The organism is Chryseobacterium sp. UNC8MFCol (genome assembly GCF_000482305.1).
In the GTDB taxonomy this organism is placed as follows: domain Bacteria; phylum Bacteroidota; class Bacteroidia; order Flavobacteriales; family Weeksellaceae; genus Chryseobacterium; species Chryseobacterium indologenes.
This window is the reverse complement of record NZ_KI535292.1, coordinates 280,304-304,948: the sequence shown is the minus strand read 5'-3', so window position 1 is coordinate 304,948 and position 24,645 is coordinate 280,304. Positions and strand designations below refer to the sequence as shown.

Below are 24,645 nucleotides of genomic sequence, written 5' to 3'. Positions count from 1 at the left end.
ATTGGAAAAAGGTGAATGATGCCAAATATTAACCATGCTGTATTAATCGGTAGCTCTGCGGAGCGTGTGTACCATGCAATCACAAACCAGGAGCAGCTTTCAAAATGGTGGACTGCGGGTGCTAAAGTCGTAGCAACACTCAATAGTATTGCCTATTTTCCTTTTGGTAATGGGTATTCCAAAGAGATGGTTGTTACAGAGTTAAAACCTTTTGAAACAGTCAGATGGTATTGTATAAAAGGTGCAGATGAATGGATAGGAACTGAAGTTTTATTTCAGTTGATTCCCGGAAATAAAGAATCAATGTTATCATTATATCCTGAAATTTCAGGGCAGATTGAACAGATGAAAACGGAGGACGCAACACTGGTCATTTTCAGACATAGTAACTGGAAATCAGAGACTCTCATGTTTGCTGAATGCAATTATACATGGGGAAGGTTTTTAAGAAGCCTACAATTGTTATGTGAAACGGGAAAAGGACATCCGTGGCCTCACCAGCACGAAATTGATCTGTGACAGACCAGTAAAAGTATGAACCAAATCTTATCAAATATATTATGAAAAAAATATTCTCGGAACTTAAAGGCTTTGTTATTTATAATCCGGATCTCCTGGCAAAATATCTGCAGGAAAATAACTTGCCGGGAACCAATATTTTGAAATATTTTGTCGAAAACGAACATGGCGATGAAATTACAAAATTAGGAATTGCGATACCTGTTATAGGCGTAGAGGAAGATTATTACACTTTCAGTATCTCAGCACCAGGACAACCTATCCTTGCTCCGGAAGAAGTTGCCGTTCAATCTGAAGACTGGGTATTTCAATCAACGAATCATGAAATGAAAATTGTCGGTATCGGTTATCTTAAAGACATATCTTCCATTACCGATGAAAATAGCATCAGCCTTTCCATAGAAAACGGATGGTTTTCGCTAAAAATACAAGGCGGAATGAAAAATGGAGAACGATTATTTGAATTAATTATACAAAAACAGGACTCCAAACCTATTTTTAACGGTGATTTGACCACTGAATATTACTACAGATAAAAAATAGCCGCGTTTTTGTAAGAACCCGTTGTGAAATCAGATTTTTTTTATTCCCGTACCGGAATATCCTAAATGGTTGTGATCCACCGGATTTCATTTCGGTGTAAGAACCAAGACCTTTTAAAAACCGTGCAAATACTAATTTTCTTGAAAAAATATTTTGTCAGTATTAAAAAACTTTCTATATTTGCACCACTGAAAACAACGATACAATCGGAGTTTAAGGAGAGTTGGCAGAGTGGTCGATTGCGGCAGTCTTGAAAACTGTTGACTGTAACAGGTCCGGGGGTTCGAATCCCTCACTCTCCGCAAAAAAAAGCCTTAGGATTAAATTCTAAGGCTTTTTTATTTACATCATCCCGAAGTGATAGTATAGGGCAGTTTTTCCGGAATCCGTCTTAAAAGTTGGGGGCTAAGCAAAAATTTTGTTAATCTGAAGACAAAAAAGTTCTGCCCTTTTTCACTCTTTTAAGTTATATTCTGGAGCTTTACGGATATAAGAATCAATAAGGCTGTGCCTAATCTTTGCTTAAATAAAAAAATTAAACCTTCATTACATTTACATTATAGAATGATAAATATTTTAAATCTCCCGGTTTTTGAGACTTATCCGAATTATCCGCTAAGTGTTTTTTACATACTGTCAGCTATTTTTTGTTTTTGTTAAAAGCAAAATAGACAATAAAAATACTTATGGCCATTAAAATAGATGCTAAAAGGAACGGAGCTCCCGGAAACCTGAAAGGAGCCGCTTCTGTCGTAAAATAATAAAATAAATGAGTCATGATAGGAGGTCCTATGATGGATTTTACGCTTACTAAACTTGTCAAGGCTCCCTGTAGCTCACCTTGTTCATTAGAAGGGATGTTTTTGGTGATTACAGATTGAAGGGCAGGTCCGCAAATTCCTCCTAAAGAGTAGGGAATGAGAAAAACAAACATCATCCAGCCTTCCCGCGCAAATGCAAATAAAAACAAACCAACTGTATAGAACATCAGTCCGTAATAAATACTTTTCTTTTCACCGAGTTTAGGCATTGTCCATCTTATCAAAACCCCTTGCACCAGTCCCAGCAGTAAACCAAGTACTCCAAGGGAAATACCTACCAATTGTTCCGTCCAGCCAAAAGTATACATTGTAAAGAAATGCCAGCTACTCTGTACAGCATGAATACCAATATAGACCAGGACCAGTGCGATAACCATGGTTGATATATCAGGTTGCCTGCTTAAAAATTTAAGTGATCCGACGGGATTGGCACGCTTCCATTCAAATGGTCTGCGTTTATCTTTACTTAAACTTTCAGGAAGAATAAAATATCCATACAGGAAATTCAACAGGCATAGACCTGCTGCTGCATAAAAAGGAAGTCTTGCCCCATAATGTCCCAATAATCCACCGATGACAGGACCGATAATAAAGCCAAGACCCAATGCAGCACCGATCATTCCAAAATTTTTTGCCCTATCTTCATCTGTGGATATATCGGCTATATAGGCAGTTGCTGTTGAAATACTCGCTCCCGTCAGTCCGGCAATGACCCTGCCCAAGAATAGCCAGGCTATAGAAGGAGCAAGAGCCAGAAAAATATAATCTATTGCAAACCCGAAAAGCGAGCATAAAATAACAGGACGCCGTCCGTACTGATCACTGAGATTACCTACGACAGGCGAAAATATAAACTGTGTAAATGCATAGGCAAAACCAAGCCAGCCGCCATATTGAGCCGCTGTATTGATGTCACTGTGAATAAGTTCTTTAATAAGTTTGGGAACCACCGGAAGTATAATTCCCCATCCCGTAATATCAATCAGCAAAGTCACAAAAATGAATCCGATGGCTGCTTTTTTTGTTGAATTTTTCATGGGGTAAAAATAGAAACAGCAGAGATTTCCGGTCTTTACACTTTTGTGGGGTTTGCGTTCAATTTGTAATATGAATTTCGAAATGTTTTTACCAAAACGAAAGTCATTGCACTATTAATGCACCTTTTTAAAGTAAGAAGAAGGTGTAATGTCCTGGAATTGAATTGTCATAACGGTTTTGAACGGGTAATATACCGATAATGAGATCTATTGTTCATTTCTAAACGCTCCCGGTGAAATACCCGTAACTCTTTTAAAATATCGGCAAAATAAACTGGTTTCTTCAAAATTAAGCTCTTCACTGATCTGCTTGATGGACAAATTTGATGAGGTGAGTAATGTTTTAGCATGTAATATAACGGTGTGATCCACCCACTGTAATACGGATTTTCCTGTTTTTTGTTTCAGAAAAGTAGAGAGGTATTGAGGAGTAAGGTGAAGTTTTTCCGCATAAAATTTTACAGTACGTTCCTGTCTTGCATACTTAGAGATCAACAGATAGAAATCATCAATAATTTCATGGGTACGGTTCTTTGTCAGGATTCTATGATCTTTCAAACCGGAATATGCCTCAGAAATCATACACATCAGGCTTATAACAAGATGTCGTAACATTTCAGCTTTTCCGGGACTTTCTTTTTTATGATAAAATTTTTGGATAAGATTAAGCAGTTCATTTTGGAGAACGAATTCCTCCTCTTTAAGTCTGATGACCGGTCTCCATCTGATTTGATCGTTCATAATGAATTCACGAAGGATAGGAAATGAAGTAATAAAATCCGAGGAAAGAGCAATACTTACGATCTCTGCATCGTCACTCAAGGATTTTGTATCAATCATTAATTGAGGCTGCAAAACAGCAATGTCGCCTGTGTTGATTTCATATTCAAGAAAATGGATCTGCGCTTTCATGGAGCCTTTCATTAAAAAGCCCAGCAACAATCCGTCAAAAAGACGTGTATGCTTGTGGTATTCTTTTCCCGGATGATGCTGTTGATGAAGAACAGCTATTCCATCCATCTTTTTTGAAACATCAATATTATACAGCGTATGGACGTTGTCTAAGGTAATAAATAAAGCCATATTCAAATGTCGGCAAAAATGCATATTGATGACAAATATTTTATTATTGAATCTGAGTTCAGATTAATGTATCCAAATTCAGGTTATTGAACTACCGGAATTTGTCATAATTTATCCACAAAGCTGTGGCAATATTTTTACATATGTTTTTTTTTCTGGCCGGTGGGAACATCTAGTTTTGTAGTACTAAAACTGCCTGCAATGAAAAATAACATGATACTTTTTTCTTTATTTAAGTTGTTTCAATAGAACAAATTGATTTTTGGGCTGATCTCTTTCAATGGTATTTGCAAGTAATACTGTACATACATAATGGTTTTCAATTTTGCAGACTGCCAATACACAGGAAAAACACTCAACTATAATTATATCATAATGTTTAAAAAATTAACTACAGTATCAGTGCTGACAGCATTGTTTTCTTATAGCCTTGTATATGCACAAAGCGTTGGGATAAATACGGACAAACCGGGTTCAACACTGGATATTAACGGATCTTTAGCCGCAAAATACAGTACAGTCAATGCTGCAACGTATGCGATGACTTCCGGAGATTTTCATATCTCTTATAACGGGTCAGGAAATACAACTTTTACATTGCCGGCAGCCGTATCAGGTGAAGGAAATTTTAAAGGCAGAATGTACAACATTAAGAACAATACTGCTTTTATCATAACCATAAATGCGGCAGCTTCAGAGACAATTAATGGAAATGCCAGTGTCACGGTGGCTCCCAATCAAAGCTTACAACTTATCAGTACCGGCCTTACAGGTGCAGCTTCCACATGGGATGTATCAGGAAATTCTTCAGCCGCAATAACAGCAAGTAATGGTCTTAGCCTTGTAGGAAATGATGTCAGGCTTGGTGGAACACTGACCCAAAATACCGCTATCGACTATGCAGATAAGGCATTGTATCTGAGAAGCAATAATACAGGTTTCGGACTTACCGGAATCAGTAATATCAATGCGGGAACCAACGCGGCCACGATTTTACAACTGACGAATGATTCGGGGAACGCCCTCAATATGTTTTTAAACTCTTCTACAAGATCTTTAGACGGCGGAGCCAATGCCGCGACCATAAATAATTCAGGTGGTCCGCTGACGGTGGCCGGGAATAATAATGTAGCACAATTTGCGATCGGAACGAGCGGACTGCAGTACAATTATGCTACCTTAGACAGGCTAAGGGTAGACAGTAACGGCGATATCTACATGAACAGACCTGAGGAACCCGGAGGTGGCGGAAATAAAATATCCGCGAGCAAAGGACACCTTGACCTAAGCGGATACAATACACTCAATGGAAGCAGTACACAGGTTTACCTGGGAGCTGAAGGATTTAAATACAGCTATAATGCCAGTACAAAGGTAATTATTGATGGTAATGGAACAGTAAGTGCCGCGGGAGGTTTTGTAAACACCTCAGATATGCGTTTAAAAACTCAGATTAAAGAAATTACATACGGACTGAATACTATTATGGCTTTGCAGCCCAAACAGTACGAATTGTCTGATCATATTGAAATTAAAGACGGAAAACCTGTAGTGAACCCCGCTCTCAGCACACAACATAAAATTGGTTTCCTAGCTCAGGACCTTTACCAAAAGATTCCGGAGGCCGTTTATAAGCCTAAGGACGAGACTAAGCAGGCGTGGGGTGTGGATTATGCCTTGATTGTTCCGGCTTTAACAAAAGCGATCCAGGAGCAACAGGCAGAAATAGAAAAGCAAAAAGCAATAATTAATAAGTTGGAAACTGAATTACAATTCATCAAAAAGAAGTTAGGATTGTAAAGTATAAAAATGATAAAGGAAAATTTTGCTTCCATGAGATTCTAAAAACATAAAGGATACAGATATACATGATTTCTATCCAAAAATTATGTATGCCAAAGCTTTGATCCCTCAGTTTTCAATGTTTTTTACCACAAAGCTTGTAAAGGAAAACAATCTTTTGTAATTAAAAAATAGCCATGTATACTGTATGGCTATTTTTTATCTGTAATGACTCTCAAGGTTTGCAAGAGTAAAAAAACGACCGTATACTTGGAAGGAAAAGATTAAGGAAAAGTTCCTTCTGAGAGGGACGGTCGTTACACATACATTTATACTAATTAAAAATTACTCATTTTATAGCGATGTCATCATCCATGATCATGCTCTTCGGTGTCAGGTTCATCAACTTCCCCGTTCGAAAGTAGGACTCTTTTTTTACCTGTGAAACTCTTGTATGTTCTTATTTGTAAATTAGTACGCATTAATTTATAAATTGATACATATGTAATGTTTTATTAATCAGTGTTTTGTGTTTTTAATAAGATTGTTTTTGTGGTATGTGTATTAATTAATTTCACCGGATTTGTTTATTTTTGAAATAACAGCATAGGTAACGGATGAAAGCAAAATTCCTCAAATGTATTTTTTTTATTATATTCTTTTTCGTTTGTGTGAATTTTCATGCGCAGAAATATGATGAAGACTATTATGAGAGTTTAAGGACAAAATATGAGGACCTCAAGGAGAATGATGTCCGGGCATTGCCCTTTATCAAAAAATTGCTCAGTAAAGCAAAAAAAGAAAAATATTATCGTATGCTTGTGACCGGGTATATAGATGCTCTTTATTCTTCACCTGATGTTACAGAAAAGCTCAAATATGCAGATAGTACAATATGGGCTGCCCACCTGTCTAAAACGCCTGGCCTGATTAGCAATGCCTATTTAAGTAAGGGAAGTGTGTATTATTTTAACTTAAAAAAATACCAGCTAGCTCTTGACGAATATCTGAAGGCCTATGAATATTCCCAAAAGATTGATGATTATGAAAGAAATAAGATTATCTATTTCATAGGAGTTGTTAAAAGTTATGTAGGGTACTATAATGAAGCTTTACTTCATTTTAAAACAACAAGTTCTTTCTTTGAGTCCGAATTGAAAAAGCCGGATCTGTATCCCAATATTATTTTTAATCATAAAAGAGGATATTATAACAGCGTTCATCAGATGATTATCTGTTATAGAAATCTGGGTAACTATAAAGCAGCAGATTCATTAATCAACATTGGGCTGAAAGGTACTGCAAATGATAAAGAATATTATCTGGAATACACCTACTTTCAAAAAGAAAACGGGATAAAGGAATATCGAAAAAAAGAATATTTGAGATCCATCGCTTCGCTGCAAAAAGCTTTGCCACCTTTGCGTGAGCTCAATGATTTTGCCTGGTTAGCGGTTGATTATTTTTATACCGGGAAATCATATTTGGGCAATCATGATATTGCGCAGGGAATTGTTTATCTCCAGAAAGTAGATTCCATATTCAATAAAAATAATTTTGTACTTCCGGAACTGAGGGAAAATTACGAACTGCTGATCAATCATTATAAGAAAGAAGGAAATGTAGACAGGGAGCTTTATTTTACCAAACAGCTTTTGAGAGCAGATGGGATCATCAACAAAGATTTTGCATACCTTTCTTCAAAAATACATAAGGAATATGATACCAGAACATTGCTGGAGGAGAGATCAAGACTTGAAAAAAGATCGTCTTTGGGAATTGGAACAAGTATAAGTTTAGGGATTATTGTTCTGATTCTGATTATTGTGCTGATCCATAAGTTTGTAAAAACCAAAGAAAATAGAGAGAAATACCGGCTATTGGAGCAGAAAATACTTGATAAAGCGAAAGAAGAGATGATGCCTGAGCCTTCAAAAACGAAAGAAGGTTATAAATTTGATTTAGACAAAAATATTATCAACGACATCTTTTTGAAACTAAAGAATTTTGAAGATAAAGAAGAATTTATAGAAAGCGGCCTTACTTTGAATAAACTCGCTACAAGATTTGATACCAATTCAAGTTATTTATCCCAGGTTATCAATGAATATAAAGGAACTAATTTTAACAGATATCTCGGTGAGCTTCGCATCCATTACATAACAAAGAAACTGTATGAAGATAAAAAATTCCTGAACTATAAAATTGAGACCCTTGCTGAAGAGTGCGGAATTGCATCGAGGACCAATTTTTCCAACCTTTTCAGGGAAATAAACGGAATGCGTCCTACTGATTTTATAAAAAAAAGAAGAAAGGACATCGATGCTGAATGATAAATGCTTAAATTACAGGTTTTTTACGACACAAAATAAATAAGAAAATAATCACACCATGGAATTTTCACCATTTAATACAGTTGTTAAGCTATGTCTACAGGGAATGAGCATGGAAGAACAAGGGCAACACGAAGAAGCATATAAAATATTTATGCAGGGCTGGTCTGAGGCAACAAATGACCTGGAAAAATTTCTTTCTGCTTATTATGTGTCAAGACACCAAAAAACAGTTTCAGATACGCTGGAATGGTTGAATACCGCTCTGAAATATGCCCTGGAAATAAATGATGATACTGTTAAAACTGCTTTACCCGGTCTTTACACAAGCATTGCGAAATGTTATGAAGACCTGTCCGATATCGAAAAAGCAAAGAAGTATTCTGAGCTGGCTTTGTTGTGTAAGGATAATCCTTCAGACAAGGGCCCTTTTTATCATGGGACCAAAGCGGATTTAAAGATCGGGGATGTTCTGACTGCAGGAGGAAACTCCAATTATAAAAGTGAATTCAGGATGAATCATATTTATTTTACAGCTATAGCCAATGGGGCAGGACTGGCAGCTGCACTGGCTAAAGGTGACGGAACGGAAAGAGTCTATATCGTTGAGCCGACGGGAAGCTATGAAAATGATCCGAATTTAACAGATAAAAAATTTCCGGGCAATCCGACACGGTCTTATCGCTCCGAACTGCCATTGCAAATCGTAGGAGAAATCACAGATTGGGTAAGACCAAATCCGGATGACCTTCAAAAATTCCGTGATAAATTAGAAGATAATAAAGGAGAAATAATTAATTAGTTATTATTAGCTTTTTGATGCATAATATTTTAAAATTACATCAAAGACAAAATAAATATTAAATAATTGCTCAAAAAGAATTAAAATTTTATATATTTACAAAAGAATGAAACACATCCTCTCAATTTTTATTTGAGAAGAAGTCTGTGAAGAGTATTCTTCGTAAAATAATAAGAGTGATCATACATACTTTTATTTGATTAGTAAAGTAGTTTTCTATAGTCCCATATTGTACATGCCGTTTTCAAAGGATTTGTAACTTTAATTTTAGATTTTAAAAATAATAGATAAGGATCTGATAATTTGCGTCTATAAATTCCCGACTTTGTGATTTATTAATATGGATAAGGCTTACGAAATACTTTTCGAGCTGATATATTTGAAAATAAAAAAACAAAACCATAAATAACTTAAAATCAAAATTTTAAACTATGAGAAAACCATGGAATTATTTTTTGGTAAGCAGTTTTACAATGCTTACCTTCTTCACATCGTGTACAAAAGATGATATACAAAGTGAAACACAAGAAGTAAAATCAGAGAAAGGAGAGCTAATTACCCTGAAGTCAGGGGTCAGAGTTTTATTAAAGAATGGAACCTATTACTTGTCTGATGATATTGTTTTGTCAAATGCCCAAGTTAAATCTTTGGAAAGTGATGGAAATATTTATTCCGGGATTAAAGGTCCTCTAAAACCTGAAACAACCGTACATCCATCTACAGGTATGCCTTTCAATTTTAATAAAGCAGGCAAGGCGGTAGGTCAATATCCAACACCTTACAATATGTGGGCGATGGTGAGATATGTATATGGCCCGAGCTTGTCTCAGGTACAGCGTGAAATAATGAAAGCTGCTATTGAGCATTGGGAAGCCAATTCAAATGTGAGATTTTATAATGCGACCGGGCAGCCTACGGTTGACCCTACCTATGGATTTGCATATCCGTACATAGAATTCGTTAATGGAGGGAATGTTAATAGCTCGCAAATTGGAAGAAATGCGAATGGAGGAAGACAAGAATTGAAGATTCAGTCGTCTCCCTTTGTTTATGATGCCGTAATTGGTGCAGGAATCCATGAGTTGGGACACGCAATGGGATTCGATCACGAACATAATGCGGTTAATCGTGATAGTTATATCAATTTGAATATAAACAATGTTCTTCCTGAAAAACGTTTTAACTTTGATAAACGTACTTCAAACTATCATAATATAGGGTCAGTTGATTTTAGTTCAGTAATGATTTATGATTCAAGAGCTTTTGCAAGTAGTCCAAATTTGATTGTAATGACAAAAGTATCTGATGGTTCTACATTTTCAGACAACAACGTAACATCTGCAACAGATAGAAGATGGGTCAATGGGCTATATATCCCGTATGTTGCAAGGTCTGATGTATACAGAGAATTGGCAGATATAGTTTATAAGGCAGATAATACAGTGATGACCCCGCAAGAAAGACTTAGCTATCAATCACAACTGAACAATGGTAATCCATACCCTCCGTCAGGTGGAAGAATACCAAATGATCATGGTCGTTTTCAATAAACACTATTTGACATAATAAACACAGTTGAAAATATCATTTTCAACTGTGTTTTATAACTTAAAAATTAATTAGTAAATCAGATCATATGAAAAATAGTATTAAATATTCTGTGCTGACTTGCATTATCTTTTTTTGCATAGGATGTAGCAAGGATGACGAAAATATGACAAGAGAAGCAGAATTTAATATAGCTTCATCATACGAAAAATGCACACCGTCTCATACTTCTACAGAATCCAGCAATTGTATTAAAATAACAGAAATTGGTAAATCTACACCTTATTATATATCACAAAATACAATAATAGGATTCAACTATGAACCGGGGTATGAGTATAAAGTTATTATAAAATTAACTAAAATAACAAACCCACCAGCTGACGGAAGTGATACGAACTACGAGCTAATTAAAATCCTATCTAAAGAACAGGTACAGTAATAATCTAATAAATTGTGTTCATTTCTATTAATGTTTAAGGTAAGCTGATTTTTTTTCCCTGTTCCGGAAAAATATAATTGACTTGTAAAGGATTGTTTTCCAATAGCTCATTTTTTATAATCTCGGGATTATTTCCGGTTGGTTTTCTATGGGTGACAACGATGCTAAGGCCCTGTAAATCTTTTTGTCCTGTTTTTTCTTTCAGCTTATTCAGTTCCTCAACCAATAATTTCGGAGTGAGGTGGCCAAACAACAGGTTTTCCGGTTGACTGTCAGGAAATGAAACTTCAATTAAAATCGTATGGAGCTGCTTCTTTTTTATCAAGGGAGCAATACTGTTCCAAAGTTGATCAAGCCTATCGGATTTTTCAATTCTATCGGCACCGGTATCTCCCAGATACAGTAAATAATTTTCACCGTTTCTTACAAGAGCGGCACTGCTTTTATAAGGATTGACATGGCTCAGTTCAAATGCTTTTACAAATAATGAAGTCTTCTGTACCGGAACTTCCATCCCGTTGGAAAGTTCATGGTAATGATATTTTCCCAGGATAGGTTTTTGCCCCTGATCGGCAAAATTGATCCATGTATCGGTGATAAAATAGTGATTTTGCAGAATCTGCAGTACCGGGGCAATTCCAAAAATATCTTTTTTAGAATCAGCCGGAGAATTGATAATAAGTCCTGCGAGATGATCTAAATGGCCATGAGAAATAAAATATCCTTTTATCTGATCCTTTAACACAGTTTCTTCCGTACCCGTAAGGCTTTTCATTTGGATGGCTTTTCTTATTCCCGTATTGATGGTCCCTGCGTCCAGAGAAAGATACGTATTGTCTTTGGGGGCTCCTACCAAATAAGCTGATAAATTATCTTCCTGTTCGCCTCCATAAATACCCAATGGAATAAGATCAAAACTTTGAGCATAGCAACCAAAATGTGCACATATGCCAAGTAGAGAAAGTGCTATTTTTTTCATAATATTAAAACTTGATATCTATCCTTTACAATAGACCAGGCAAAATTACACTATTTTTTTACGATTTTACGATTGCACAAGACTTATCTGCTTACGTCAAACACTTGTTTTTTTATTGTATTTTTACTTACTGTCTTAATTTTAATAACTTTAATAATTAAATTGTAAAAAATAAATGTAACTCTTATGCAGATAAAACCATTAGCGCTGATTTTAATTGTAGTTTTTCAATTGTTCAGTATAAATACATTTTCACAGAAAACAGCAGGCTTAAATGCTTTGCTGGACAAAAACTCTGAATTTATCTTTCCGCAAACCACTGACAGAATTTCAAAGATCCTGAACTCAAAAACTATATTTTATGAAGATGCAAATGAGGAGAAATATGCCAGGTGGACGATCAAATCGGGACTTGAATTATATTGCAGCCTTGGAAAAAATAATTCGGTGAATGAAATGTTTTTTGATGTTCCGGATGATAAGTTCCTGATCGTCGAAGGCCTGCCTTTTGGGCTGGCACTCAATAAAAGTACCTTAAAGGATGCTCAAAATGCATTCGGTAAGTATGGGGCAAAATCTGAAAAATTAGATAACGGAAGCCAATTTCCGGGTGGTACCAAGCTGGTTTTTAAGAAAAGCAGATACTATGCAACCCTGTTCTTCGATCATAAAAACCTTTTAAAATCTTTAGGCCTTACCACTGAACTTATTGATCCTGCCGCAAATTAAAAAAATAGCTGTTCTGAAAGGTTTTTAATTCGAGACCAGTGGCTCGTGTTGCTATGCTTTTACCGAGTGGAAAAAAAATTCTGTACTATTTTAATAGGATTAGGATTTTTCCTTTGTCAAAAAATAAACCGAGTCTATAAATTAGACTCGGTTTATTTATATTTCAGCTGATTCTTATTGAATCTCTATAAACGTATTGGTATCCATAAAGTTTGATGAGTCATTTTGATACTCCTCAAGCATGAATTACATCCTGCCTTTTGCTTTTCTGCTTAATGATGACCCGTACATCATCGGGATATTTACAGTTTTTAACCTGAAAAGTCATCCAGCATGTCTGCAGATGGAACAAAAAATAAAGTTCCTGTCTGCGCAGTACTGAAATCCAGGATCCTGTCATAATTTCCTGCCGGATCACCAATAAACATATTTGTCAGCATTTTTTCTACTGTACTGAATGTACTGGCATAGCAGATAAAGTACGTCCCCATTTCATTGGTGGAAACATTTCCGAAAGGCATATTATCCCGGACTACCTTAAAATCATCACCTACATTAGCCAAGGCAATATGAGAGTTTTTAGGCTTTACTTTGTCATCCATTTCAATGTCCTGCTCTTTTGACCTGCCGATAACTTTTTCCTGCTCTTCTACAGAAAGTGATTTCCAGGCAGACATGTTATGAATATATTTTTGCACAAAAAGATAGCTGCCTCCGGCATATGGAGGATCCGAATCATTAATAATTGCGAAATACTCGCGATCCTGCCCATGAGGATTTTCAGTTCCATCCACAAATCCTAAAATAGATCTGCTGTCCCAATACCTGAATCCCTGCACCTCAACGATACAGTCTGCAATATCTTTCATAAAATCTGATATCGTGGAAGCCATATCATAGGCAAAACTCTTTTCATCAGCCCGTATGTGGAAATGCAAATCTCCTCTGGTGCTTACGGCAGTGTGTTTGCTGCCTTGTATCGCTTCAAATTTTTTAAACTCTTTAGGCAGTGGTGCCGGCAATTCCAGTTGTGCCCATGCTTCATATCCGATTCCCATGACACAGCTTGCTTTTGAATCCGGAAACCGGTCAAGAGCAGAATTATTAAGGTTAATGACCAATGCACACATTCGTTGAAATACGGCTTTGATTCTGGATGAATCTACATCCTGTTTAAAATTCCAAACCAGAAAATAGGTGTTGTTGTTAGGATAGTCTGTTACATTTTGAGAATTCATGTTTTTTTGTGTTTCGTTTGCTGACATTTCTACTTATTTCTAATGGATCAAATGTAATGAATGATAACGGTACCACACTACCTTATCCTTGAGATAAACAATTTATGACATTTTTTTCACAAATTACAGTAAAGACTTTTAGATTTTTCCTCATTAAACACGCCTTAAATTCAGTATTATTGTATTAAAATTAACCTGCAATAAAATACTATGGGACATTGGGAAATTTTTCTGTTCTTTCTGATCATTGCCTTTGTCTATGCATCAGTAGGATTTGGCGGTGGTTCCAGCTATCTGGCGGTGCTGGCTATGTACAATCTCCCGTATCAGGAAATACGATTAACCGCTCTGATCTGCAATGTCATTGTTGTCGTTGGAGGCGTTTATATTTATATTAAAAATAATCAGATTGACTGGAGAAAAGTCCTTCCCATTACCCTGGTAAGCGTTCCATCAGCCTATCTGGGAGCCATACTGAAAATAAGCCAGGAGACGTTTTTTCTCATTCTGGGAATCACTTTAATTATCGCAGCCCTATTATTATGGATAAAAACCGGAACTAAAAATGATAAAGAACCAACTGAGCCTACAAAACAATCCATACTCGGAAATACTGCTTTAGGAGGAGGAATAGGATTTTTATCAGGATTAGTGGGAATTGGTGGTGGAATTTTTCTATCCCCTTTGCTTAATCTTATGAAGTGGGATACGCCCAGGAGAATTGCCGCAACTTCAAGTGTTTTTATTCTTGTAAACTCTGTATCCGGTATATTCGGGCAGGTATCAAAATTGTCTGTGGAAGTGGATTCCGTAAGGATTCTGAGTTTGTGCCTGGCAGTTTTTTTAGGTGGGCAGATAGGTTCCAGAATGTCTCTGAAATGGAATCCTCTGGTTATAAAAAGAATGACTGCAGTACTTGTTCTTGTGGCAGGTATAAATGTTTTGATAAAATACTGGTAAATCTGTTTAAAAAAAATTAAAATGAAACTTAAAATATTAGCCTTCGGAATTGTAAAAGACATTTTCGGAGGTCCTGAAAAGGAACTAGAAGTAGAAGATAGCGTGAATGTAGGACAATTAAAAAAAGTGCTCGAAGATCAGTTTCCCGAGTTTAAAAAACTGAAATCCTATTTCATTGCCCTTGATGAAGAATATGCAGAAGATGATCAGATCATTCATAATACGAATGAAATTGCAATAATTCCTCCTGTAAGTGGTGGATAAAAACTTTCTTGCAACCTGAAATTCCTCTCTTTAAGGCAAAAACAATAAAATGATAGATATAAGAATAACAGACAATGCACTGAGTATTACAGAATGCCTTGATTTAGCACAAGACTTAGGTAGTGGGGGAATTGCTACATTTATAGGAACAGTTCGCAACATGACAAAAAATAAACCTGTCATCCGGCTGGATTATGAATGCTATCAATCTATGGCTACCAAAGAAATTAAAAAGATCGTTGATCAGGCAATCATTCGCTTCTCTGTACGTAATGTGGTGGTGCATCACCGTACAGGAACTTTGTTTCCGGGTGACGCTGCTGTAATTATAGTAGTCAGTGACGGCCATAGAGATGCTGTTTTTGACGCCTGCCGGTATATTATTGATACTGTAAAACGAACCGTTCCTATTTGGAAAAAAGAAATTTTTGAAGACGGAGAAGAATGGGTTTCTGCTCATCCCTGATTTTAAAGGACGAATTTTCGTATATTTACTATACCCAGATCATTAAGATATGAAAACCAATTTATTAGAAAACCAATCTGTACGACAGATCGATATTACCAAAGTAAAAGATAACGACAGTTTTCTTTACGCAGATGATATCGCAGTAGAAGAACCACTTGAAATCCGGGTTTCTTATGGGATAAAAGATCAGAGAGAAAACAAAAATATATCCGTAACGATGAGAACGCCCGGTAATGATGAGGAACTCGCTGCAGGATTTTTGTTTACAGAAGGTATTATCTCAGGAAATCATCAGATCAAAAATATACAACGCCCTGAAGCAGAATGTTCCCGAAATCAGGAAAATGTGGTGATCATAGATTTGGCAGACGGATTCATTCCCGAATTGATGAAAGCGGACCGGAATTTTTACACCACATCCAGCTGTGGGGTTTGCGGAAAAGGATCTATTGATTCCATACGTACCGTAAGTTCTTTTCAACACATCCAGAAAGATGCTGAGACCATAGCGTTTGATACTTTATATCAATTATCAGAGAATCTTCGGTCTTTTCAGAATAACTTCAGTGCTACCGGAGGAATTCATGCTTCAGGTATTTTCGATTATCATGGAAACCTGTTGGCACTGAGGGAAGATGTAGGCAGGCATAATGCCCTGGATAAGCTTATAGGTCACGCCCTTTTTACAAATCAGCTTCCCTTAAAAAATACAATTTTGGTTCTCAGTGGCAGAGCCAGTTTTGAACTGATTCAAAAAGCAGCAATGGCAGGTATTTCTATTGTTGCCGCAATAGGAGCTCCTTCCAGTCTTGCCATTGATTTGGCCAAGGAATTTGATATGACTTTACTGGGATTCCTTCGGGAAAACCGTTTTAATATTTATAACACAGCAAGCAACCACCGGATAATAGGAAAATAATTGCTCTACACACGATACACAATGAAATTCGTGCATTGGTGGCAAATAAATATAAATTAGAAAACCACATTTATCTTAATAGGAAACCAAGGATGCTCCTAATCCTCAAAAATAGTTAATTTGTGGATGTACGCTAAAAAAGAATAAACAAATGAAAATAAGAATAAAAGATAATTCTATCAGGTTTCGTTTAACTCAGTCCGAAGTGGCAGAATTAGGAAAAAATGGAATTGTGTCCAGTGTTACCGAGTTTGTCGAAAGACCGTTTATTTATAGGATAGAAAAAACTGAAGACTCTGTCTTGTCCGCAGCTTTTATTGAAAACATAATGGTGATGAAAATGCCTGCAGCAATGGTTGACGAATTAGTCTCAACCGATACCGTTGGTTTTGACGGTCAGGTAGGATCTGTAAAGCTTTTGGTAGAGAAAGATTTCGTATGCATAGACAATTCATTAGAAGACCAAAGCGATAATTATCCCAATCCCAATCTTACATGTTAATCACTTTAGATAATAAGAGGTTATGGAAGAAAATAATAAAAAGAAAATAGAAAAGGAAATCAGTAAAGAACCCAATGCTGAAAATCCCTTTAGTCTGTTAGACCTTAAGCTGACGCATGTTGAAAAAGCGGCAGCCGGAATACCTGCGGTGATGGCAGCTTTCAGTGACTTGTTCGAAGAGAAGGCTCCGATCCGGGGAATGAGAGCATTATTCAAAATGAATCAGATAGGTGGTTTCGACTGCCCAAGTTGTGCATGGCCGGACCCTGATGATGAGCGTTCTGTTCTTGGAGAATATTGCGAAAACGGAGCAAAAGCACTCGCAGAAGAAGCAACAACGAAAAAAGTTACTCCCGAGTTTTTTAAAGCGAATTCCCTCTATGATCTTGCAAAACTGGATGACTATCAGATCGGTAAGATGGGAAGACTCACTGATCCCATGTACCTGGCACCGGGAGCAACCCACTACGAGCCAATTAGCTGGGATAATGCTTTCAAAAAGATAGCAGATCATCTCAATGCCCTGGAATCTCCCGACGAAGCTGCTTTTTATACTTCCGGAAGAACAAGTAATGAGGCTTCATTTGTCTATCAGTTATTTGCCAAAGAATTCGGGACCAATAATATGCCCGACTGTTCCAATATGTGCCATGAAACTTCAGGGTCTGCTTTAAGACCAACAATAGGAATAGGAAAGGGAACCGTAACTTTGGAGGATTTCTATGATGCTGAAGTGATTATAATCATCGGCCAGAATCCCGGAACCAATGCGCCAAGGATGATGAGTGCTCTGGCAAAAGGAAAAAACAACGGAGCTAAAATTATCGCGGTCAATCCACTTCCTGAAGCTGGTTTAATGGGATTTATCAACCCTCAGAATGTGAAGGCTATCCTTAAAGGCGGAGTACAGCTTGCAGACCTTTATCTGCCGGTAAAGATCAACGGTGATATGGCTCTTTTGAAAGCCCTTGAATTACTTTTAATAGAATTTGAAAAGAAAAATCCGGGAAAGGTTTTTGATGAAGACTTTATCAGGGATAAGACCGTAGGATATGATGAATTCATCAAACAGTTTGATCATCTGAAGCTGGATGAGCTTGCAGCTTTGTCAGGAGTACCTAAGGAAGCCCTTTATCAGGCTGCAGAGATGATCGCATTTAAAAAACGTATTATCATCAGTTGGGGAATGGGCCTTACACAGCAACCTAACGGAGTAGACATGATCAGGGAGATTCTCAATATCCTTTTGCTTAAAGGAAGTATCGGGAAACCGGGAGCCGGTGTTTGTCCCGTTCGTGGTCACAGTAATGTTCAGGGAAACAGAACGATGATGATTGACGAAAAACCTACCGATGAACAACTCGATCGTCTTGAAAATTTCTATGGTTTCAAAGTGCCCCGCAAACATGGATATGATGTCGTACGCGCCATCAAAGCCATTCATGAAGAAAAAATAAAAGTTATGTTTTGTATGGGAGGTAATTTCCTTTCTGCAACACCGGACACAACTTATACTGCTCATGCATTGAGAAAATTAAACCTGTTGGTCTGCGTTTCCACCAAGCTGAACAGGGGGCATCTTGTTCATGGCAAAGAAGCTTTAATTTTACCTACGTACGGACGAAGCGACAAAGATATTGTAAACGGAGAAATACAGATCGTAAGCACCGAGAATTCAATGGGAGTTGTTCAAAGTTCAAAAGGGATGCTGGATGCAGTATCAGATAACTTAGTCAATGAAACCCAGATTGTATGCCGTATGGCCATGGCTACCCTGGGAAGCCGGTCTGTTGTAGACTGGCAGTTGTACCATGACAGCTATGACGCCGTTAGGGATGCTATTGAGCAATGTATTCCCGGTTTTGAAGATTACAATATCAGGGTAAGAGAAAAAGGCGGATTTTATCTTCCCAATGCGGCAAGAGATGAACAGAGTTTTTCTAAAGAACTAGGCGGCAGGGCTCCGTTTACACTAACGGAAATACCGGATAATACCCTTGAAGATGATGAATATATGATGGCAACCACACGTACTCATGATCAGTTTAATACCACTATTTACGGGCTGAATGACCGGTATCGAGGAATTAAAAATGAACGCCGTGTAATCTTTATGAACCAGCATGATATTGATAAGGCGGGATTTAAAGCCGGAGATAGAGTAGACCTGTACAATTATGACGATGGAATAGAAAGAATTGCCCCTTTGTTTATCATTGTTTCCTATCAGATCCCCGAAAAAAATACAGTAACTTACTTCCCCGAAACGAACGTATTGGTGTCCGTAAACAATGTAGTGAAGGAGAGCAATATGCCGGCTTCAAAATATGTAAGGATCAAAATTAAAAAACACGACCCTGAAGTCTATAAAAAAGTTGATGAAATGCTGTATAAAGGAGCTATTCAGAGACCTTAATCATCATAATTATTGTACTGTATGAAAAGAATACTGCCATTGGTGCTGTTATTAATTTCCGGATGGGTCTTTTGCCAGTCCGGATTTAAGCTTAAAGTAAGTGGAGAAGTCTCAAATCCGTTAGAACTGAATCTGGCGGATCTGTCAAAGATGACCAGAAAAGAGGCTTTGTTAAAGGATAAAGATGGAAGCATTCATAAATATTCAGGAGTTCCGGTTTCAGATATTCTTGCCAGGGCAGGAGTTCCCGCGGGAAAAGAGCTTCACGGAGACAATATTTCAAAATACCTTCTTGTAAAATGCGCAGACGGATATCAGGTTTTATTTTCACTGGCAGAACTGGATGCTTCTATTGCAGATAAAAATGTAATTGTGGCAGATACCGTTGATGGTAAACCCTTACCAGAATCAAAGGGGCCGCTGCGCCTTATTGCTGAAGGAGAGAAAAAACCTGCCCGAAGCTCCTACCAATTAGAAGCTTTGGTCGTAGGACAGATAAAAAAATAATCACTATAGAAGACTTTACAGAATCGTATGATTATCAGAAAGAAAGAACATTGGTTCAAAATGCTTTTTGTATGGCATGGCTCGGTATTACCCGGGCTGTTGCCACGTCTTTTTTTACTTTTTATATTATCCCTGGGAGTTGTATACCTGCGTGGAGTGATTTTTTCGTTTAAAATTCCTCTGAATCCTGCACCCCTTACTTTATTTGGTTTTGTACTCGCTTTATTCTTAGGATTCAGAAATAACGTAAGCTATGAAAGATTCTGGGAAGGGAGAAAATTATGGGGCGCCTTACTTAACACAGCAAGATCACTGGCGCGTCAGGCATTAACCCTTAATAATTTGGAAAAAAACAGGAGTTCCGTTTCAGAATTTATCCAATTGATAGGTGCTTTTATTTTTGCCCTTAAACACCAGCTGAGAAGAACGGATGCCTATGAAGATCTAAAAAACAGGCTTTCCGAAGACCAGCTGAAAGTAGTTGCAGCCTCCAAATATAAACCGGCGGTTATTATGCGGTTATTGGCTGAATGGGTACAAAGGGTAAAAAATGAGGGTGGAATTGATTCTATTCAACAGGCACGTTTTGACGAGAATTTTGATAAGCTTTCTGATATCGTAGGAGGATGTGAGAGAATTATTTCAACTCCGATTCCCTACAGTTACAGGGTTTTGTTGCATCGTACAGTATATATTTACTGTTTTCTTTTACCGTTCGGTCTTGTAGACTCTCTGCGGTGGTTTACTCCTCTTATCGTCGTATTTGTGGCTTATACATTCGTGGCATTTGAGGCCATTGCGGATGAAATTGAAGAACCATTCGGAACCGAAGCTAATGACCTGGCTCTTAATAGTATGTCATTAATGATCGAAGAAACGATTCATGAAATGGCGGGTGAACCTATTCCTGCTTCTCAAAAAGTGGCTCATCATATAATAGACTGATGCATGGTATGGAAAATATGAAAAGCCGGGTATTTATACTGTGGGTCACTCTGTTCATTCTCTGGATATTTTATTCAGATGCTGAATTCATTTGATATTCATACACTTGCATGTGTCTGCGTGTTTCCGGGCCTAAAAATCCATGGCTTAATAAACACACAGAGGCTGTGCATAGACATAGATATAGGAATTATTTATGTTGAATTCTACTGATTCCGTCTTTCAGGGAAAATACCTCTTTTTCAGGGAATATTTTTTTAATTATTCTGACCGCTTCTTTGCTTCGCTGGCCTGAATGACAATACATAACAATCGGTTGAGAAATGGATGAAATCTGATGAAAAGACTCCTTTAATTCGTCCAACGGAATATTCTTGCCGCCAATATTAAAATTAAGGTGTTCAGATTCAGTGCGGACATCTATTAATTCAAAATTTTCTTGCTCCTGTTTAAGCTTTTCAAAAGGTATACTTTCAATGGTTTGAGGAAGACCTGTAATGGGAGATGCTGTTTTTTTCAGTTTTATTATTTGGGTTCTGCCACTTTTCACATCCATCATCCAAAGTTTTCCGGCTAAAAGATCAGCTGATTGAGTGATATATTTTATGGCTTCATTGGCTTGCATACAGCCTACTATTCCTGCTAAAGTAGGAATTACACCTCCTTCTCTGCAGTTGGGAACCTGTGACTCTTCAGCATCCGGGAAAACATCCCTGTAATTGGGAGAATAGGTTCCGTCTTTCAGCAAAACATTCCAGAGGCTTACCTGGCCTTCATGTTGATAAATAGCTCCATATACAAGAGGCTTTCCGGCTAAAACACAGGCGTCATTCAACAAAGATTTTGTTTCAAAATTATCTGTACCCTCAATAATAAGATCAAATTCTGAAATCAAATCCATAACATTGGAAGAAGAAATCCGAATACGGTAAGGAATGACAGAAACAGAGGGATTTTGTTGCCGAAGTTTTTGAGCGGCAACATCCACTTTATAAGATCCGATATCATCAGGACTATATAAAATCTGACGGTGCAGATTGCTTAAAGATACAATATCATCATCAGCAATTCCAATTGTACCGATACCGGAAGATGCCAGATATTGTGCACACGGACATCCCAGACCTCCTACGCCTACAATAAGGATTCTGGCATTGCTAAGTAATTCCTGAGAAGAAATGCCAAATCCCGGTAAGGCCATCTGGCAGTGGTAACGTTCAAATGAATCATTCATAACTTGTATTCTTTTTATAATGTCGGGTATCCGTTTTCTAAACCTATCCTCTGTGAAAAAACATTTATTTTTTTAAAATTTCATTTGCTTTTACAGCTTCTTCAGGAGTATTTACATTCATTAGTGCATCCGGGTTTTCCGGTTTTAAAATTAAGGGATCACTATTGATTAAAACTTTTCTCGGGCATGTATTTCCTGTTCCAAGAAAATTCAACAGCAATGGATAGCTTTTGGGTTCCCAAATGGTAATCAATGGCTCAGGCAATCCGTCGAACGGGCTTTCATAGGTTGTTGCTGCTTTTTCCGGATCTCTGGATTGTATTAAAAATTCCAATGATTTCTTATCCAATAATGGGAGGTCACAGGCTACAACGAGCCATGCTTTATCTCTCTGAGCTCTTAACGCCGAAAGAATACCTCCAAAAGGGCCCATATTAAGAAAAGTGTCGGGAAGGGCATTGTAGTGCGAATCAAAATTTTCCAACTGATCCTGCCTGCAGGAAATAAAAACCTCATTACAAAATGGTGCTAGCAAATCGGCAGCAAAGTACCGCTGTTCCTTACCATGCCAGTTTAGCTTATCTTTAGCGGTTCCCATTCTGCTGCTTTTTCCACCTGCGAGAACCAGCCCGTTGAGTGGAGGTATCATTTTATGCTCTTCTGAAATCATTTTTTCCGCCGCTTTTTTCTATTAACTTAATCTCTTTGATCACAATATCGTGACTCAATGCCTTACACATATCATAAATAGTCAAGGCCGCTACAGAAGCTCCGGTGAGGGCTTCCATTTCTACTCCTGTTTTAGATTCAATGTTTGTGGAGCATTCAATAACAATTTCATTATTTTCATTCAGTTCTATCTGCAAATTACAATGATCAAGCCCGATAGGATGGCAAAGAGGAATAAGTTCACTTGTTTTTTTAGCTCCCATTATTCCGGCAATGATTGCGATCTGAAAAACAGAACCTTTTTTGGTGGTAAAGTCGTCTTTTTGTAATGCCTCCAAAACAGCATCAGGCAGAGAAATAATAGCTTGCGCCACTGCTTTTCTGCGGGTAACTTTTTTGTCTCCGATATCTACAATAGCAGGCTGACCGTTTTTATTAAGATGGGTAAATTCTGACATATATTTTGTTTTTGTTATCAGCACAAATCATTTATTTGTGCATTGCTGATAATTTTATTTTCGATTAAAGTATTTTTCTTTTTATTTGCCACACATTCACGAATATTATTCCTACACTTACGAATGATCTCAAATAAGAGATTTATTTTAATTCGGACATTCGTAGCAGTCTTGTCATTATCATCGAGTGTTTTAAGGTATCAGAAACACCAATGTTTCGTTTTAATTTGTGGCACTTCAGTTTACAGATTGTATCTCCATATTTTGTAGACATCACCTTTTTTGAAAATATTTTGCTCCAGAGGCAATTCAATGAAAGCATCGGTGTCGGCCAGATGAGAGAAATCACCGGATCCGTTTGTATTCACTGATTCTGCAGTAAGCTGCCCTAAATCATTGACCCTAAGTTTTACCTGTGCGAAATATTGAAGAGGAACACTAAATTCTATATCGTTATGCAAAACAGCCCATTGACAAGGATTTTCCGGAATTTTTAATGATTTTTCCAACCAGGGAATAAAATACCGGTGAAGGCACATAAATACAGAGACCGGATTTCCGGGAAAGGCAAAAATAAGTTTTTTGTCCTCACTTTTACCAAACCAGAAGGGTTTTCCGGGTCTTTGTTTAATTTTGTGAAAGCATTTTTTTATTCCGAGTTCTTCACATACCGCAGGCAGGTAATCAAATTTTCCCATCGAAACTCCACCACTCATCAGAAGAACATCATATTCATGAATACAGCGGGAAATTTCTTTTCTTATCTCCTCATAATCATCATTGAGGTGGAGACTATCCGCCTGAACTCCATATTTTTGTAAGGCGGAGCTTATCGTGATAGCATTTGAACGCCTTAACTGAAATGGGCCAGGGCTCGCCTCAGCACTTACCATTTCGTCTCCGGTAGAAATGATGACTATTTTTGGAAGTCTTTTTACGGATAGGGTAGTTTTGCCAACAGATGCGGCAATTCCAATGATTGCAGGACTAATGACCTGATTGGCTGTGACCAGAATTGCTCCTTCTTTTTTGTCTTTACCTTTCAGGTGAATATTCTGTCCCTTATTAATATCGGTATTTATTGTCGCGATACCGTTCTGTATTGAAATATCTTCATAACGCACAACCGTATCAACAGAGTGGTCCAAAGCGGCTCCGGTCATAATTTCAATACATTGCCCTTCCGAATCAATAGAAATAGAAGGTTCTCCGGCAGATTGTACGGCCTTAACTGAAAAAGAACGCTGGCCCTTTTCGTAGGCATCATAAAGGATGGCAATTCCGTCTACCGTGGGTCTGTCGAATGGCGGTAAATCACGATCTGCAGAGAGATCTTCTGCCAGGACTCTTCCTAAGGCATTTTCATAAAAGATACTTTCGTTTCCAAAATCCTGTGTTTCGGAAAGGATAAGGTCTTCAGCTTGTTGTACGGTGATCATTTCCATA

General features: G+C 37.4%; 24 protein-coding genes and 1 tRNA gene. 17 read left to right on the top strand and 8 right to left on the bottom strand.

Annotated features, from left to right (window positions below; translation table 11 throughout):
* Positions 1 to 18 precede the first annotated feature (18 nt).
* From M030_RS0121715 to M030_RS0121705, 3 genes are all read left to right on the top strand, one after another.
* Positions 19 to 519 carry an SRPBCC family protein gene (locus M030_RS0121715; RefSeq protein WP_051585209.1) on the top strand — a complete coding sequence of 167 codons (501 nt, stop codon included), beginning with the start codon at positions 19 to 21 and terminating at the stop codon, positions 517 to 519.
* Positions 520 to 560: 41 nt separating this feature from the next.
* Positions 561 to 1,055: a hypothetical protein gene (locus M030_RS0121710; RefSeq protein ID WP_027375334.1), complete on the top strand. Its 495-nt coding sequence runs from the start codon at positions 561 to 563 to the stop codon at positions 1,053 to 1,055.
* A 224-nt stretch (positions 1,056 to 1,279) separates the two neighbouring features.
* Positions 1,280 to 1,364, top strand: a tRNA-Ser gene (locus M030_RS0121705).
* A 338-nt stretch (positions 1,365 to 1,702) separates the two neighbouring features.
* Here the strand turns inward: M030_RS0121705 and M030_RS0121700 are convergent.
* Both M030_RS0121700 and M030_RS0121695 read right to left on the bottom strand, forming a co-directional pair.
* Positions 1,703 to 2,920, bottom strand: a complete 1,218-nt coding sequence (locus M030_RS0121700) for a TCR/Tet family MFS transporter (RefSeq protein WP_027375333.1) — start codon at positions 2,918 to 2,920, stop codon at positions 1,703 to 1,705.
* A gap of 207 nt (positions 2,921 to 3,127) precedes the next feature.
* Complete coding sequence (locus M030_RS0121695; RefSeq protein ID WP_027375332.1) at positions 3,128 to 4,003, bottom strand: helix-turn-helix domain-containing protein; 876 nt, start codon at positions 4,001 to 4,003, stop codon at positions 3,128 to 3,130.
* 375 nt (positions 4,004 to 4,378) lie between these two features.
* Between M030_RS0121695 and M030_RS25125 the strand changes: the two genes are divergently transcribed.
* The 5 genes from M030_RS25125 to M030_RS24695 all read left to right on the top strand — a co-directional run bounded on the left by M030_RS25125 (position 4,379) and on the right by M030_RS24695 (position 10,910).
* The gene (locus tag M030_RS25125) at positions 4,379 to 5,803 is read left to right on the top strand and encodes a tail fiber domain-containing protein (RefSeq protein ID WP_185097407.1); all 1,425 of its coding nucleotides are present in this window, start codon (positions 4,379 to 4,381) and stop codon (positions 5,801 to 5,803) included.
* A 653-nt stretch (positions 5,804 to 6,456) separates the two neighbouring features.
* Positions 6,457 to 8,118: a helix-turn-helix domain-containing protein gene (locus M030_RS0121685; protein WP_185097406.1), complete on the top strand. Its 1,662-nt coding sequence runs from the start codon at positions 6,457 to 6,459 to the stop codon at positions 8,116 to 8,118.
* A gap of 388 nt (positions 8,119 to 8,506) precedes the next feature.
* Complete coding sequence (gene arr / locus M030_RS26095) at positions 8,507 to 8,920, top strand: NAD(+)--rifampin ADP-ribosyltransferase (RefSeq protein WP_353934852.1); 414 nt, start codon at positions 8,507 to 8,509, stop codon at positions 8,918 to 8,920.
* Between the two features lie 431 nt (positions 8,921 to 9,351).
* Complete coding sequence (locus M030_RS0121675; protein WP_027375329.1) at positions 9,352 to 10,470, top strand: M12 family metallopeptidase; 1,119 nt, start codon at positions 9,352 to 9,354, stop codon at positions 10,468 to 10,470.
* 86 nt (positions 10,471 to 10,556) lie between these two features.
* A complete protein-coding gene (locus M030_RS24695; RefSeq protein ID WP_081806365.1) occupies positions 10,557 to 10,910 on the top strand; it encodes a DUF4377 domain-containing protein in 354 nt (117 codons plus the stop codon).
* Between the two features lie 34 nt (positions 10,911 to 10,944).
* On the opposite strand, the gene M030_RS0121665 is transcribed toward M030_RS24695, so the two are convergent.
* On the bottom strand, positions 10,945 to 11,889 hold the full coding sequence (locus M030_RS0121665; RefSeq protein ID WP_027375328.1) for an MBL fold metallo-hydrolase: 945 nt from the start codon (positions 11,887 to 11,889) through the stop codon (positions 10,945 to 10,947).
* A 186-nt stretch (positions 11,890 to 12,075) separates the two neighbouring features.
* On the opposite strand from M030_RS0121665, the gene M030_RS0121660 reads away from it, so the two are divergent.
* On the top strand, positions 12,076 to 12,618 hold the full coding sequence (locus M030_RS0121660; RefSeq protein ID WP_027375327.1) for a hypothetical protein: 543 nt from the start codon (positions 12,076 to 12,078) through the stop codon (positions 12,616 to 12,618).
* Positions 12,619 to 12,929: 311 nt separating this feature from the next.
* Here M030_RS0121660 and M030_RS0121650 read toward each other — a convergent pair whose 3' ends face one another.
* Positions 12,930 to 13,856 (bottom strand): Dyp-type peroxidase, encoded by a 927-nt coding sequence (locus M030_RS0121650; RefSeq protein WP_027375326.1) that lies wholly within the window; start codon positions 13,854 to 13,856, stop codon positions 12,930 to 12,932.
* Positions 13,857 to 14,066: 210 nt separating this feature from the next.
* On the opposite strand from M030_RS0121650, the gene M030_RS0121645 reads away from it, so the two are divergent.
* The 8 genes from M030_RS0121645 to M030_RS0121610 all read left to right on the top strand — a co-directional run bounded on the left by M030_RS0121645 (position 14,067) and on the right by M030_RS0121610 (position 20,838).
* A complete protein-coding gene (locus tag M030_RS0121645; RefSeq protein WP_027375325.1) occupies positions 14,067 to 14,816 on the top strand; it encodes a sulfite exporter TauE/SafE family protein in 750 nt (249 codons plus the stop codon).
* A gap of 21 nt (positions 14,817 to 14,837) precedes the next feature.
* Positions 14,838 to 15,080, top strand: a complete 243-nt coding sequence (locus M030_RS0121640) for a MoaD/ThiS family protein (protein WP_027375324.1) — start codon at positions 14,838 to 14,840, stop codon at positions 15,078 to 15,080.
* Between the two features lie 49 nt (positions 15,081 to 15,129).
* Positions 15,130 to 15,546, top strand: coding sequence for a molybdenum cofactor biosynthesis protein MoaE (locus M030_RS0121635; protein WP_027375323.1), 417 nt, complete (start codon positions 15,130 to 15,132; stop codon positions 15,544 to 15,546).
* Positions 15,547 to 15,595: 49 nt separating this feature from the next.
* Positions 15,596 to 16,468, top strand: coding sequence for a formate dehydrogenase accessory sulfurtransferase FdhD (fdhD, locus tag M030_RS0121630; protein ID WP_027375322.1), 873 nt, complete (start codon positions 15,596 to 15,598; stop codon positions 16,466 to 16,468).
* A gap of 151 nt (positions 16,469 to 16,619) precedes the next feature.
* A complete protein-coding gene (locus M030_RS0121625) occupies positions 16,620 to 16,970 on the top strand; it encodes a DUF7009 family protein (RefSeq protein WP_027375321.1) in 351 nt (116 codons plus the stop codon).
* A gap of 22 nt (positions 16,971 to 16,992) precedes the next feature.
* Positions 16,993 to 19,386, top strand: a complete 2,394-nt coding sequence (locus M030_RS0121620) for an FdhF/YdeP family oxidoreductase (protein ID WP_027375320.1) — start codon at positions 16,993 to 16,995, stop codon at positions 19,384 to 19,386.
* A gap of 21 nt (positions 19,387 to 19,407) precedes the next feature.
* Complete coding sequence (locus tag M030_RS0121615; protein WP_027375319.1) at positions 19,408 to 19,893, top strand: molybdopterin-dependent oxidoreductase; 486 nt, start codon at positions 19,408 to 19,410, stop codon at positions 19,891 to 19,893.
* A gap of 27 nt (positions 19,894 to 19,920) precedes the next feature.
* The gene (locus M030_RS0121610) at positions 19,921 to 20,838 is read left to right on the top strand and encodes a bestrophin family protein (RefSeq protein ID WP_027375318.1); all 918 of its coding nucleotides are present in this window, start codon (positions 19,921 to 19,923) and stop codon (positions 20,836 to 20,838) included.
* 190 nt (positions 20,839 to 21,028) lie between these two features.
* Here M030_RS0121610 and M030_RS0121605 read toward each other — a convergent pair whose 3' ends face one another.
* The 4 genes from M030_RS0121605 to M030_RS0121590 all read right to left on the bottom strand — a co-directional run bounded on the left by M030_RS0121605 (position 21,029) and on the right by M030_RS0121590 (position 24,644).
* Positions 21,029 to 22,072, bottom strand: a complete 1,044-nt coding sequence (locus tag M030_RS0121605) for a HesA/MoeB/ThiF family protein (protein WP_027375317.1) — start codon at positions 22,070 to 22,072, stop codon at positions 21,029 to 21,031.
* Between the two features lie 64 nt (positions 22,073 to 22,136).
* A complete protein-coding gene (locus tag M030_RS0121600) occupies positions 22,137 to 22,742 on the bottom strand; it encodes an NTP transferase domain-containing protein (protein WP_027375316.1) in 606 nt (201 codons plus the stop codon).
* Complete coding sequence (gene moaC / locus M030_RS0121595; protein ID WP_027375315.1) at positions 22,723 to 23,199, bottom strand: cyclic pyranopterin monophosphate synthase MoaC; 477 nt, start codon at positions 23,197 to 23,199, stop codon at positions 22,723 to 22,725. The genes M030_RS0121600 and moaC overlap by 20 nt, the downstream gene beginning before the upstream one ends.
* Positions 23,200 to 23,441: 242 nt before the next feature.
* Complete coding sequence (locus tag M030_RS0121590) at positions 23,442 to 24,644, bottom strand: molybdopterin molybdotransferase MoeA (protein ID WP_027375314.1); 1,203 nt, start codon at positions 24,642 to 24,644, stop codon at positions 23,442 to 23,444.
* Position 24,645: the final 1 nt, after the last annotated feature.